At 61.7% G+C, this 12,649-nt stretch carries 15 protein-coding genes, 1 tRNA gene and 1 pseudogene; 12 read left to right on the top strand and 5 right to left on the bottom strand.

Translation table 11 applies throughout. The features are described 5' to 3' along the window. Positions 1-445 precede the first annotated feature (445 nt). Together X739_RS1000000167505 and X739_RS1000000167500 are read right to left on the bottom strand one after the other, a co-directional pair. Positions 446-586, bottom strand: a complete 141-nt coding sequence (locus X739_RS1000000167505; protein WP_013895120.1) for a DUF1127 domain-containing protein — start codon at positions 584-586, stop codon at positions 446-448. Between the two features lie 49 nt (positions 587-635). Beyond that, on the bottom strand, positions 636-776 hold the full coding sequence (locus X739_RS1000000167500; RefSeq protein ID WP_013531315.1) for a DUF1127 domain-containing protein: 141 nt from the start codon (positions 774-776) through the stop codon (positions 636-638). Positions 777-1,011: 235 nt separating this feature from the next. Between X739_RS1000000167500 and X739_RS165065 the strand changes: the two genes are divergently transcribed. Both X739_RS165065 and X739_RS165070 read left to right on the top strand, forming a co-directional pair. Continuing rightward, on the top strand, positions 1,012-2,130 hold the full coding sequence (locus tag X739_RS165065; protein WP_023769978.1) for a DUF2157 domain-containing protein: 1,119 nt from the start codon (positions 1,012-1,014) through the stop codon (positions 2,128-2,130). Beyond that, positions 2,127-2,711 carry a GDYXXLXY domain-containing protein gene (locus tag X739_RS165070; RefSeq protein ID WP_031247613.1) on the top strand — a complete coding sequence of 195 codons (585 nt, stop codon included), beginning with the start codon at positions 2,127-2,129 and terminating at the stop codon, positions 2,709-2,711. The genes X739_RS165065 and X739_RS165070 overlap by 4 nt, the downstream gene beginning before the upstream one ends. Before the next feature lie 113 nt (positions 2,712-2,824). Here X739_RS165070 and X739_RS165075 read toward each other — a convergent pair. After that, positions 2,825-2,907, bottom strand: a tRNA-Leu gene (locus X739_RS165075). A gap of 360 nt (positions 2,908-3,267) precedes the next feature. On the opposite strand from X739_RS165075, the gene tig reads away from it, so the two are divergent. Both tig and X739_RS165085 read left to right on the top strand, forming a co-directional pair. Next, positions 3,268-4,752, top strand: coding sequence for a trigger factor (gene tig / locus X739_RS165080; RefSeq protein WP_023769980.1), 1,485 nt, complete (start codon positions 3,268-3,270; stop codon positions 4,750-4,752). A 174-nt stretch (positions 4,753-4,926) separates the two neighbouring features. Further along, positions 4,927-5,427, top strand: coding sequence for a hypothetical protein (locus X739_RS165085; protein WP_023769981.1), 501 nt, complete (start codon positions 4,927-4,929; stop codon positions 5,425-5,427). A 157-nt stretch (positions 5,428-5,584) separates the two neighbouring features. Here X739_RS165085 and radC read toward each other — a convergent pair whose 3' ends face one another. Continuing rightward, entirely contained in the window at positions 5,585-6,346 is a 762-nt protein-coding gene (gene radC / locus X739_RS165090) for a DNA repair protein RadC (protein WP_023783194.1), read from the bottom strand. Between the two features lie 187 nt (positions 6,347-6,533). Between radC and X739_RS165095 the strand changes: the two genes are divergently transcribed. Then, a complete protein-coding gene (locus X739_RS165095) occupies positions 6,534-6,917 on the top strand; it encodes a hypothetical protein (RefSeq protein ID WP_023769983.1) in 384 nt (127 codons plus the stop codon). A 31-nt stretch (positions 6,918-6,948) separates the two neighbouring features. On the opposite strand, the pseudogene map reads toward X739_RS165095, so the two are convergent. After that, a pseudogene (gene map, locus X739_RS01000000165700) lies at positions 6,949-7,673 on the bottom strand (type I methionyl aminopeptidase). Between the two features lie 201 nt (positions 7,674-7,874). Between map and X739_RS165100 the strand changes: the two are divergent. From X739_RS165100 to X739_RS165130, 7 genes are all read left to right on the top strand, one after another. Next, positions 7,875-8,297 carry a hypothetical protein gene (locus tag X739_RS165100; RefSeq protein ID WP_023769985.1) on the top strand — a complete coding sequence of 141 codons (423 nt, stop codon included), beginning with the start codon at positions 7,875-7,877 and terminating at the stop codon, positions 8,295-8,297. A 544-nt stretch (positions 8,298-8,841) separates the two neighbouring features. After that, positions 8,842-9,138 carry a DUF982 domain-containing protein gene (locus X739_RS165105; RefSeq protein WP_023769987.1) on the top strand — a complete coding sequence of 99 codons (297 nt, stop codon included), beginning with the start codon at positions 8,842-8,844 and terminating at the stop codon, positions 9,136-9,138. 168 nt (positions 9,139-9,306) lie between these two features. Beyond that, positions 9,307-9,570 carry a DUF6074 family protein gene (locus X739_RS165110; protein ID WP_023769988.1) on the top strand — a complete coding sequence of 88 codons (264 nt, stop codon included), beginning with the start codon at positions 9,307-9,309 and terminating at the stop codon, positions 9,568-9,570. Positions 9,571-9,681: 111 nt separating this feature from the next. Beyond that, complete coding sequence (locus X739_RS165115) at positions 9,682-10,068, top strand: autotransporter domain-containing protein (RefSeq protein ID WP_023791557.1); 387 nt, start codon at positions 9,682-9,684, stop codon at positions 10,066-10,068. Positions 10,069-10,392: 324 nt separating this feature from the next. After that, positions 10,393-11,622 (top strand): pilus assembly protein TadG-related protein, encoded by a 1,230-nt coding sequence (locus X739_RS165120; RefSeq protein ID WP_023769990.1) that lies wholly within the window; start codon positions 10,393-10,395, stop codon positions 11,620-11,622. 6 nt (positions 11,623-11,628) lie between these two features. Further along, positions 11,629-12,069 (top strand): TadE/TadG family type IV pilus assembly protein, encoded by a 441-nt coding sequence (locus X739_RS165125; protein WP_023769991.1) that lies wholly within the window; start codon positions 11,629-11,631, stop codon positions 12,067-12,069. Between the two features lie 103 nt (positions 12,070-12,172). Continuing rightward, a complete protein-coding gene (locus tag X739_RS165130) occupies positions 12,173-12,526 on the top strand; it encodes a TadE/TadG family type IV pilus assembly protein (protein WP_245273761.1) in 354 nt (117 codons plus the stop codon). Positions 12,527-12,649: the final 123 nt, after the last annotated feature.

The raw sequence follows: 12,649 nt of genomic DNA, 5'->3' as shown, positions 1-12,649 counted from the left end.
GTCGTTTTGGGGGTCGACCCTCGGGAGGAGGTGAAGGCCGACCGTATTCGCCATCGCCGGGGAGGAGGTCGGCTCAGGCGAAATTCTCTCCGCATTTTTAGAGAGGGCGAAACCTCTGGGGCAAATTCGTTTTCCCCGGGGAAACAGCGCCCGCCGCGGGAGGAGGTGCGGCGGGCGCCGTTTGGGTGGCCAACCTTGGGGAGGAGGTGAAGGTTGGGCCTATTCGTCATCGCCGGGGAGGAGGTCGGCTCGGACGAAATTCTCTTCGCATTTTTAGAGAGGGCGAAACCTCTGGGGCAAAATTCGTTTGCCCCGGGGGGAACAACGCCCGCCGCGGGAGGAGGTGCGGCGGGCGCCGTTTTGGTGGTCAACCCTTGGGAGGAGGTAAGGGCTGACCGTATTCGCCTGGGTCGGGGAGGAGGTCGACCCCAGCGAAATTCCTTGGTTAGATCGCCCTGCGGGCGACGATCTTGATTTCGTCGCGGACGATACCGAGATCATGCAGTTGGCGGTTCGAAAGGCGACCCAGCTCGGTAACCGTCTCGCGATAAACGCGCCAGTTACGATAGTTGCGGATCAGGTTCATTGTCGTTCTCTTTTCAGAAACTTGTTCGGACCATTCGCGGTCCGAAGAATTAGACCGCCTTGCGAGCGACGTAAGGAATGTCGCTGCGGCTAATGCCGAGGTCGGTCAGTTCACGGTTGCTCAGGCGGCTCAGCTCGGAGACGGTGTCCCGGTAGCGGCGCCAGTTGCGGTAGTTGCGGATCAGGTTCATGGTAGTTCTCGTTTCGTCTTTCTTGCGGATCATTCCGTTTGTGTACGAACCATAAGTAGGGGGACCCATATCGATTTAAAAGCGCTATGGCTGCATGGCAGCAATGCAAATTGTGCAATGCAGCATTAACGCGGCTTCACCGACCCGACGCAAGGAAGTCGGAATCAGAAAGTGCCGTAACGTCAACGGTTTGGCCTGATCGGCTGAAAAAAAACCAGCTGGGGGAGGAAGGGGAATGGCGGGCTATTCATCACGACTAAAGTCCGATATCGCGCGGTGGCGGCAGGCAGGCCTGATCGACGCCGCCACAGCCGATTCCCTGACCCGTGACGTCGACGCAAACGCCCGCCGGTCGCTCAGCTTTGGCTCGATCCTCGCGATGATGGCGGCCCTGCTCTTTGGCGCGGCGATCCTGATCTTCGTCGCCGCCAATTGGGAAGCGATCCCAAGACTGGCGCGGGTGGCCGCGCTGTTCGCGGTTATCCTTGGCGGCTATGTCGGCGGCGCGGTGCTGAAGACGCGCGACCATGCGGCGATCGGCGAAGCCCTGTGGATCGTGGCTGCTGCCGCGTTCGGCGGTTCGATCGCCCTGATCGGGCAGATGTACCATTTGTCCGGCGACCAGGCTTCCGCCCTGGTCACCTGGGGCGCCGGAACGGCGTTGGCCGCGGTGGCGCTGCGCTCCAACGCGCTGACCGTGGCAGCGGTCGGTGTCGCCGATGCCTGGCTGTTCCTGAAAGGGTTCGACTATTACAGCCGCAGCGAGTTTCCGCACGCTTTCGTCGTCATGGCGGTGGTGCTGTTTGCCGTTTCGTTCTGGACCCGCAGCCAGTCGGCAAGGCACCTGATCATCCTGTCGCTGCTCTTCTATCTCGTGCTGTTGGCCATGGATCACGCGACCCTGCCAGTGGCGATCCCTCTGGTCATCGTCTCTGTCGTGCTTTTCGCTGCTGCCGTCCTTGCGCCGGAACCGGTCGACAGGATCGTGCAACTTGGCGGCCGTTTGCCCCTGCACGCGCTGCTTGGCTTTCTCACCGGCCTGGCCATCATCCAGTTCGAACTGGCTGACGAGAGCACCTACAACAGCGGTTTCGCGACCGCTTCGGTCGTCGCATTGGCTGGTATCGTCGCGGCAATCGTGTTCGCAGGCCGTGAGAGCCGTGGCCTGCGCTGGCTGGCCTATCTCGGCTTCGCCTTCGAACTCGCCATGATTTATGTCGTGACGCTTCAGTCGATGCTAGACACCGCCGGCTTCTTCCTTGCCGCGGCGCTGCTGCTCGGGGTGCTTGCTATCGTCATCATCCGCGTTGAAAAACGCATGAAGGGTCCGGCCATTGGGGGAGCCACGGCATGATGACCGGGAAGAGACTTGTCATCTCGGCGCTGGTGCTGGCGCTCGCCCAGCTCGGTTTTCTCAGTTGGATCATCGCCAGCCGGGCGGCGATCCTGCGTAACGGCAAGGAAGTGCTGCTGAAGATCGAACCGGTCGATCCCCGCGACTTACTGCGCGGCGACTATATCGTCCTTGGCTATGACATCTCGCGCATACCGGTGAAAATGATCGCCAACATTGCGCCGGACAAACAGTCCAGCGACGACACCTCGATCGTGGTCCGGCTAAAGAAGGGCGCCGACGGCTACTGGACGCCGACCGCCGCCTGGTTCGGCACGGCGCCGACGCCGGCCGCCGCGGACGAAGCCGACATTTCGGGCCATGTCGCCGCAGGTTGGGACCTTCGCGGCGAAGGCATGACGATCGCCCCGGATTACGGCATCGAGCGCTTCTATCTGCCCGAAGGCGAGGGGATGGCGATCCAGAGCGACATGCGGGTGCGCCCGTTCGGGATCAAGCTGGCGCTCGCCGCCGACGGCACGGCGCAGATCAAGGCGCTGATGGATGGCGACAAGACGCTTTTCGAGGAGCCGCTTTATTAGGGTCGTGAGACGCGCGATAACGAGGCCGGTCCTCCTTCGCCAGGCTTCGGAGCACGCTCCTTCGTCTAGCGAGCGTCGGGTGGCCTGCCACCCGACGCTCGAAGCGCGAAGGGTGGTGCGGGTAGAGGGACTCGAACCCCCACGATCTCTCGCCAGAACCTAAATCTGGTGCGTCTACCAGTTCCGCCATACCCGCGTGGCCCGGCAATCCCATGTAGCCATCATTCTGTCAATGTCGGAGACAAGATGTCGGCTCAGGGCCGGAATGTTGGTTATTCGCCTGAACGCGAAGACTGTTGAAAATTGGGCTCGCCTGTGACAAAAGGCGTGTCAAATGTGACGGAACGCGACGATCCGCTTCTACAAAATGTGATAAGAAGTAGGAAAAACAAGAACTTATTCACATTTTGGAACGCAGTTTGGGAGAGTTTGAGCCGTATTTCCGGTCAAATCGCCAGGTTCCGTACCAAAAGCCATTCCCGGCAAGAATTACCGGCAGGCTGTGAACGGCAGGGAGCCGTTTGGCAGCCTCATTGGTGAAAACAAAGGTTTTACGATGCAGGTCACCGAAACACTCAATTCCGGTCTCAAGCGCGAGATCAAGATCACCGTGCCGGCCGGTGATATGGAAGCCAAGCTGATGGCGCGGCTGTCGGACGCCCGCAACAAGGTCCGCATCAACGGCTTCCGTCCGGGCAAGGTGCCGGTGCAGCACCTCCGCAAGGTCTATGGCAAGTCGTTCATGGCCGAAGTGGTCAACGAGATCCTCAACGACTCGACCCGCTCGATCATCACCGGGCGCGGCGAAAAGGCCGCCATGCAGCCCGAGGTCATCATGACCGAGGACGAGAAGGAAGCCGAGAAGATCCTGGCCGGCGGCGCCGACTTCGAGTTCCGCCTCAACTACGAGGTCATTCCGGCGATCGAGATCAAGGATTTCTCCGACATCAAGGTGACGCGCCAGGTGTTCGACGTGCCGGATTCGGAAATCGACGACCAGGTCAAGCGCGTCGCCGAATCGGCGCGCAGCTACGAGCCGAAGACCGGCAAGGCCGCCGAAGGCGACCGCGTCACGATCGACTATGTCGGCAAGATCGACGGCGAGGCTTTCGCTGGCGGCGCCGGCACTGACCAGCCGCTGGTGCTGGGTTCCAAGGAGTTCATTCCGGGCTTCGAGGATCAACTGATCGGCGCCAAGGCCGGTGACGAGAAGCAGGTCACGGTGACCTTCCCGGAAAACTACCAGGCGGCGCATCTGGCCGGCAAGGAAGCGACCTTCGAGGTAACCGTCAAGGACGTATCGAAGCCCGGCGACCTCGAAATCAACGACGAGACCGCCAAGAACCTTGGCCTGGAATCGCTCGAGCGCTTGCGTGACATCGTGCGCGGCCAGATCGAGAACCAGTTCGGCTCGATGACGCGCCAGAAGGTCAAGCGCCAGCTGCTCGACCAGCTCGATGCGGCCTATTCGTTCGAAGCGCCGTCGAAGCTCGTCGAAGCCGAGTTCAACAACATCTGGGCGCAGGTCAACCGCGACCTGGAAGCCGCTGGCCGCACCTTCGCCGACGAAGAGACCACCGAGGAAGAAGCGCGCGCCGAATACATGCGCCTTGCCGAGCGCCGCGTGCGCCTTGGCCTGGTGCTGGCCGAGATCGGCGAGAAGGCGGGCGTCACGGTTTCGGACGAGGAACTGCAGCGCGGGCTGTTCGAGCAGGTTCGTCGCTTCCCGGCCAACCAGCAGCAGGAAGCCTTCGAGTTCTACCGCAGCAATCCCGAGGCGCTCAACGCGCTGAGGGCGCCGATGTTCGAGGAGAAGGTTGTCGACCACCTGCTCGAACAGATCTCGGTCACCGACGTCAAGGTCAGCAAGGAAGAGCTGATGGCCGACGACGAGGAAGACGACACCAAGGGCAAGGCGAAGCCGGCCAAGAAGGCCGCGTCGAAGAAGGCCGAAGCCAAGGCAAGCGATGCCGCTGACGAGGCGGAAGAGCCGAAGAAAAAGGCCGCGCCGAAAAAGAAGGCCGCCAAGGACGCCGAATAGGTCGCTCATTGCAGCGAATTCCGATAGGCCGCCTCTGGGCGGCCTTTTTCGTTGCCAAACTGCAACATCGGATTCGTTCCTGATGGGCACCGGTGGCGATACGAAGCCTTGATCATTATCTGGTTGGTTGGAAGACCAGAGGTAATTGGTGATGTCGTTGGGGTGTTCGTGGGAATGAGGCGCGCTGCCGCCACGGTGCTTTTCCTTGCCTGGGCCTGCGGCGCTGCCGGGGCCGGTACGGACAATTGGCGTTTTGACACCGCCAATGACGGCCTTGTCACCGCCTCGGTCTATGCCACCAACAAGCTCATCACCGGAGGCGGCGCGCTGAGCTACAGCCCGGTGCTGACCATCGCTTGCCGGGCTGACGGGGAGCCGGCCTGGACCGAATGGCTGCAATTGAACGACGCGGTCTCCGCCAGCCGGAAAATCACCATGTCGGTTACCATCGACGGCGCCGGCAAATTCGACGAGAGCTGGTCCGTCGGCACGCGCGGCAGGCAGCTGATGCGCGACGGCGCCGATGGCATCAAGCGCCTCGTTCCGGCAAACCGCCTGCTGCTGTCATGGCGCTTCGGATTGTTGTCCGGGCGGGGCCAAGCCGATTTCGACCTCGCCGGCTTCGACGAGGCGGTCAGCCAGATTGCCGGCAGCTGCAAGACCGGTCGGCCTTGATTTTAGAAGAGTGGCGATCTTTTGGGCTGTCGCTACTGGAAGATTGATCCGCGAAATGCGCGGTATCAGCATCGTTCTTTCAACGATTGAATGATCTCAAATTCGGGCGAGGATAATCGCCAGCGCCGTGGCGGTGCTGCCTCGCTGAATTCTGGACCTAGATCAGCAGCAGGCCCTTCATGCTGGAATAGCCCTTGCGCCCGATTATGATGTGGTCATGCACGGAAATGCCCAGCCGCTTGGCGGCCTCGATGACCTCTTTCGTCATGGCGATATCGGCACGCGACGGAGTCGGGTCGCCGGAGGGGTGATTGTGGACCAGAATGATCGCGGTAGCCGACAGTTCGAGCGCGCGCTTGACCACTTCCCTGGGATAGACGGGCGTGTGGTCGACCGTGCCTGTCTGCTGCACCTCATCTGATATCAGCGCGTTCTTCTTGTCGAGGAAAAGGATGCGGAACTGCTCGCGCGCCTCGAACGCCATTGCCGAGCGGCAATAGTCGAGAAGCTGCTGCCACGACGAGAGGATTTCGCGGCCCTGAACCTCGCCGCGCGCCATGCGCTGGGCGGTCGCCGCGACGACCTTCAGCTCGATCGCCACGGCCGGTCCGATGCCCTTGACCTCCTGCAACAGGCCGACGGGCGCGCCGAGCACTTCGGCCAACGTGCCGAAGCGGGCCAGCAGCGCCTTCGCGACCGGCTTGGTGTCGGCGCGCGGGATCAGGCGGAAGAGCAGGAGTTCCAGAAGTTCATAATCGGGCAAGGCATCTGGGCCGGCCGAGGCAAAGCGCTCGCGCAGACGATCGCGATGGCCGAGATAGTGAGGCTTTTCGGTAGGAGCCTGTCTGGCCTTCGTGGCTTGCCGCACCGGCGCCTCGGAGAAGAAACTCCGTTCGTCGTCATCGCCTTGTGTCGCCATGTGCCGCCCATCCAGCCCGAGCAATGATCGCTGATCCCCGCGAAATACTAGGACGGCGGGCAGGGTGCGGTCGAGGTCTTTTCGGCGGCAAGGAATGAGTAGCCTCCGACTTCGACGCAATGTTGCGGCAATGGGGGTCGCGCAAGCTCACCGCATTGCCATTGATGGCCCGCATCGGAGAACCAAGATGCCCAGCCTCGTTCGTATCCTGCTATACGTCGGACTGTTTCTAGGCTTCGGTCCTGCAATGGCTGCCCCGGTGATCGATGCCGTACCCGCCGGTAGCCGCTCCGATCAGAGCCTTCCGATCCATTTCATCCAATACGATGATCCCTGCACGGACGGGCGTTACAGCGACGGCAAGCCGCATAACTGCCGGGAGCTCTTGCGCATGCTGGACCGCCGGGATCGTTATCGGGAACGGCACGACAATTACCCGCGCCAACGCTACGATCCCTGCACCGATGGCTGGGTCAGCGATGGCCGACCGCGCAGTTGCCGGAAAATAATGCGCTGGCTACGAGATATGGACGAGGATGAAGACTGGCGGCCACGCAAGCACTGGGAATAGGCCGCTATTCAAAGAACCTCGCCACGTCGTCCTAAGCCGGCAAGCCCGGACGGTCGAGCTTTTTGGGCGACAGCGTGAAAATCTCGCAGCCGGTGTCGGTCACGCCGATCGTGTGCTCGTACTGCGCCGACAGCGAGCGATCGCGCGTCACCGCCGTCCAGCCATCCGACAACACCTTCACATGCGGCCGGCCAAGATTGATCATCGGTTCGATGGTAAAGATCATGCCGGCGCGCATTTCCACACCTTCATTGGCGCTGCCATAATGCAGGATGTTGGGGGCGTCATGGAACAGCTGGCCGACGCCGTGGCCGCAGAAATCGCGCACCACGGAGCAGCGCTCCGCTTCGGCGTAGGTCTGGATGGCGGCGCCGATGGCGCCGGTGCGCGCGCCCGGCCTGACCGCGGCGATGCCGCGCATCAGGCACTCATGGGTGACCTCGAGCAGGCGTTCGGCGGCGCGCTTGATCGTGCCGACCGGATACATGCGCGAGGAATCGCCGTGCCNCAGACGTGTGCTCTTCCGATCTAGTTGAGTGTGGCCGGCAGCGCACCGTTGTCCATGCCGAACTCGAAGACGAAACGGTCGATCGTGTCCGTGGTGACGCCGGGACCGACCATTGGCACCAGCTCGTCCAGGCAGCGCGCGGTGAGGTCGCATGCCTTGCGCATGCCGGCAAAGCCTTCCTCGCCATAGAGGCGGATCTGGCCGGTGTTTCTGAGCGGTGCCGTGGCGGCGTCGAGATAGGTGACCATTTTGTCCATATCGAAGGTGGCGCGCGGCAGGAGTGCAGGCGCGTGGATCCCACCAGATTTGGCACTTGGGGGCGAATGGTTCAAGGAAGAACTGCCTGATGTGGCCCCAGCCGCCCGGATATTCGCTTGCCGAGGCTATACTTTTTCCCGTTTTTCGCGGCGTTGCTTTCCTTTGAGGCAATCGTGCGTTAGGGCGGGTTTATGTTTTGGAGATCGCTTCCGTTCGCGGCGACCAGGCGCTTCAAGTCGCTTGAAGCGCCACTGACGCCAGCCTGCTCATGTCTGATGGGCCTTGTGCTGCTGGCGATGCTGTGCCTCGGCCGGCCGCACACGCCCATTTCCTGGGATCGTGCGCAAGGCGGTGCCAGCATCGGCCTGGAACGGTCGGGGGAGGTGGCAGCGCTGCTGCGTGTCACCAGCAAGGCCCAGGCGCTGGAGGTTCGCGGCGCCCGGCCGGTGATCGCCAAGTTCGCCGGCGGCCATCCGACCCTGTCGGTTCCGCAGGCTGTCTTCCGTCGGTTGGCCCCGACGTCGCGGGAGATGTCTGTTGCCGGCCGTGGGCCGGTCTCCGCGCCTCGCGTGAGCACCAACCAGCCACGTGCGCCACCGTCCATACGACCCTGAGCGGTCCGGGACCGCACGTTCACCTTCATTCCAAACCATTCGCGTCGGGACCCGTGCGGCGGCCGAGAGCCGCGCATTGGTGGCGAAGCGCGTCATTTTCGGATCATTGCAATGCAACAGCGTATCAAGACATTCAAAAGCCTGTCAGGCGCGGCCTCGGCTGCTTCATTTCTTTCCGTCCAGGCTTTCATCGGCATCGGAACCGTTTATTGGGCAATCGCGGAAACGCTCTATTTGTCGGGAGCCGGAGCGCTCGTCCTTGGCGTGCTGTTTGCCTTGCCGTCGGCCTACGTTCTGCTGATGGCGNGCTGATGGCGGTACGCATGGCCTTCGACGCGGAGACCGATCCGGCAAACCAGTAATCGCTGCGGGGGCGAAGGAAAGCACTGCCGGGCCGCCTGGTGCGGGCAGGCTTTGCCTTTGCCCGCTGCAGCAAAGCGGCGGCTTTCCGCAGTGACGACACATTTCCGTGGCACAAAACGGACAAAGCAACTTTTGACCACGAACGGCGTTGCTTGGGCGATGCCGGTTCGGGAGATGTCGAATGGACAGATTGCAATTCGAGGTGCCGGTGCGCATCGCACCAGGCCCTGGCTTGCCCGTCGAGGAAATCTACAGCGTCGAGCAGGCGCTCGATTTTCTGCAGGATTGGCCGGCACGCCGGCAGGGGCCAGTGTATCAGAAAGCCTTCAACGCCTGCTTCGGTGCCACGGTGGACGTGGTCGAGACCGAAGACGCCTGCCGGGCATTCATGGCGTTCTGCCGTGTCACCGGACTGATGGCCGGCGACATGATGGTGCCGCGCAAGCGCGGCGGCGAGGCGAGAGCATTGGAGGCCTGAGGGCCGCAGCGAATGGCCGGGTGAAACAGTCCGGCTTCGAGAGTACATGACAATTCGCGTGCGCGAGGTATCGGCCGGTCACCGTTAAGCTTCCGTTTCCACCTTCGGGGTTAGCCATTGCTTGTTCGGCAATGGTTGATTCGTTGCGTCAGTTTCATGGTTCGGAAGATGTACCCAGAAAAAGTCCGTGCGTTCCCGATCGATCGTCAGCTATTCTTGGTCAGGGAAGTTGCCGCCAAGCTCGGCAATCTGCATGGCGAGACCGCCACTTCGTTCTGGAAGGCAAAAGCGACGGAGTTGCTCGATCTCGTTGTCGGGACGGGCAGGGACAGAACGGCAGCCAGCGACGAAGTACGCAGGTTCTTCCTGGCAGTGCAAAGAGAATTGTTGGCTGAGTCGAACGGCGAGTCCGTGCCAGTTCTTTCTGCCTGAAGAAGCTGACGATCAATCCAGCCGGATATCGCTTACCGGGACAGGCGCTGCCGCCGCTGATCCAAGTGCGGGCGTGCAGCACTACACCTGCAGCAGTAATGATCCAGCGCGGTGAACGATCACGCCGGCGACGCCTGCCAGCAAACGTCGCTTGGCACTGGCGCGCTCGGCTTGAGCTTCGACCACCGCGTCGTCACCTCGCTGCCGGTCTCCCTCGGCCTGCAACTCGACACGACGATCGCCATCGGCGGCGACCAGTCGCTGCAGGCCTGGGGTCGTGCGGCATGGGTCCACGAGTTCGAACCTGACCGTTCCGTCAGGCCGAGCTTCCAGGCAGCGCCGGGCTATTCCTTCGTGGTCCAGGGCGCCGCGGCAGCCGTCAACGCCGGCCTGAAGATGAACTGGAGCAACAACACCAGGATGTTTGCCACGTTCGATGGCAAGTTCGGCGACGGCGTGCAGACCTATGGCGGCAATGTCGGCTTCAAGGTGAACTAGTAGGCAACGGTACGGGAGAAGCGAAGAGGCTCGTGCAATCCCCTTGTTGACGCGCATGCCATTCAGGCCTTGCGCCGGAGTCTTGGACAAATGGCCGAGACGGGCAAACAAGAACACTGTGCCCAGGGAATGTCTCGTGCCCATCGGGGCATGTCATTCGCGGTGTCTGTCATCAGGCAACGGTAGACCATTCCTGCCTGCCGGCCGGTGGCTTCCCGTTCTTCCAGTTTGGCGGCGGCCGCCAATCAAACAATGGCACCCCTGATCGAAAATGAGCCTAAGTTTTTAGCCTTTCGTTCATATATGCGTGCTTTCTAATTGATCATGGTGTTCAACTGCTTCACCCGGATACGGCTGACGGCGGCCGGCATAGGTCGCAGCAGAGCCGCGAACGTCGCCACCATCTTTGCCCTCACCCTGCCGATCGTTGTCGGCGCGGCGGGTTTTGGTGTGGAAACCTCCTATTGGTACTATAATAGCTTGAGACTGCAGGCCACGGCGGATGCCGCGGCCTATGCCGGCGCGCTGGAGCAGATCTCGGGTTCCGACACGCCGACGATCGTCGCGGCGGCGACCCAGTCGGCAGCGACGAATGGGCTTGGCGTAGGCACGATCGTTGTCAACACGCCGCCCGCATCCGGACCGAACACGGCCAAGAAAGCGGTTGAAGTGATCGTCGGCCAAAAGCTCAATCGGATGTTCACTCTGATCTTCACTCAGACCCAGGTTCCAGAACAGGCGAGGGCGGTGGCCCTGATCACCAATGCTTCGAAGGCCTGCATGCTGGCGCTCGATCCGACCGCCTCGCAGGCTGCCCTCTTTTCAGGCAACACCAGCGTGAAGGTCACAGGCTGCTCGGTGATGGCCAATTCGATCGCCTCGGATGCCATCAAGCTTCAGGGATCGGCGGGTCTCCAGGCCGATTGCCTGATAACGGCGGGCGGCATCTCCCTCAGCAACCCCGTCACCACCGTTTGCGCGGCCCCGATCACACAGGCGCTGCCTGCCGCGGATCCATTTGCCGGCCTGCCGGCCCCGGCGGCCTCGAACCCCTGTCAGAATGCCAACAAATCAGCGCTGGGACCGGGTACATATTGCAATGGACTGAGCTTGAGCGGCAGCGTGACGCTGCAGCCTGGCGTTTATGTCATCCAGGGTGGCGATTTCAAAGTGAACGCCAACGCCAACATAGCCGGCAATGGCGTACTCATTTACCTCGCCGCTGGATCGCGTGTGTCGATGAATGGCAACGCCACGGTCAATCTGAGCGCGGCGACATCCGGCATCTACTCGGGCGTGCTGATGTATGGTGACAGAACGGCCACCGGCGGACAGAGCACCTTCAACGGCACGGCAACCTCGCTGCTGACGGGCGCGCTCTATTTTCCCAAGCAGCAGGTCAATTATCTCGGCAATTTCTCTGGCCAGAACGGATGCACGCAGGTTGTCGCCGATATGATCCAATGGTCCGGCAACTCGACCATCAATCAGGACTGCACAAGTCTCGGAATGCGCGACATTCCCGCCACGCAATCCGTAGCGCTGGTCGAGTAGCCTTCCATGGAACGACCATCGGTTCCGATCCTGAGCGATGATACCGGCGTCGCCGCGGTCGAGTTCGCACTAGTGCTCCCTTTCCTGTGCGTGGCGTTGCTTGGTATCCTGGACGGTTGGTCCTATGTGACCAGCTCGCTGTCGATGCGCGCCGGCGTGAAGACCGCCGCGAACCTGATCATGGCTGGGTCGACCAATGATACGGCGACCCAGGCCGTTGCCATTGCGAGCTGGGAAAAGCGGCCGGCGGACGGCCAGGTCGCCCTAAGTCGGATCTATATGTGCGGGACGACCGTTGTCGACGCGTCCACTTTGTGCAGCGGGCCGAAGGCGCCCTCGGTCTTTGTTCAGATCCAGGCGTCCGCCACCTGGGAGCCGCCCGTCACCTTCGGCGTCTTTTCCGCCTCCAGCACCATCGGCCACCTGGAGGTGATCCGTGTCCGCTAGGGGTAGTGCAGGAAAGGTGCCTGGTGGGTTTCCTTTCGGAATTGCGTCGATAGGCAACTCGGGAGCAAGCGCGTTCAGGTGGGATCGGTCCGGCGGGGCCGGGTTGGAATTCGCGCTCATAGCGCCGTTCCTTGTCATGCTGTTGTTCGGAATCTTTGCCTTTGGTTGGTCGATGAACGCCGTCTCCAGCGTTCGCTATACGCTGGAGACGACGTCGCGTTCGCTGCAACTCCAGAACACGTTGTCCCAAGCCGCCCTGCAATCGATCGCGACGCAGAAACTGCAGGCCCTGGGCCTGAAGGATGTCAACGTCACCATCGCTATCGATCCCGTGAGCGGCGGCTTTCGCATGGCGCATCTGACCGCCACCTATGCCTTCGTCATAGACTTTCCTTATTTCAACGTCTTCCCGATCAACTACGCGACGACGGTTACCGTGCCGCTGGTCGGCAGTTAGACACGTAGGCTATCCCTGCCATGTCGGCGAAGGAGTCTTGGAACTGTTCCATTCCGCCCAGTAACGGACTCTTTTGCCAGGGCGGGATTGCCGAAATTTTTACCCAAGCTATCAAGAATCCTT

Origin of the sequence: Mesorhizobium sp. LNHC209A00, assembly GCF_000502915.1 — a bacterium.
In the GTDB taxonomy this organism is placed as follows: domain Bacteria; phylum Pseudomonadota; class Alphaproteobacteria; order Rhizobiales; family Rhizobiaceae; genus Mesorhizobium.
The sequence above is the reverse complement of the archived record's forward strand: the minus strand, read 5'-3'. Positions and strand labels throughout refer to the sequence as shown.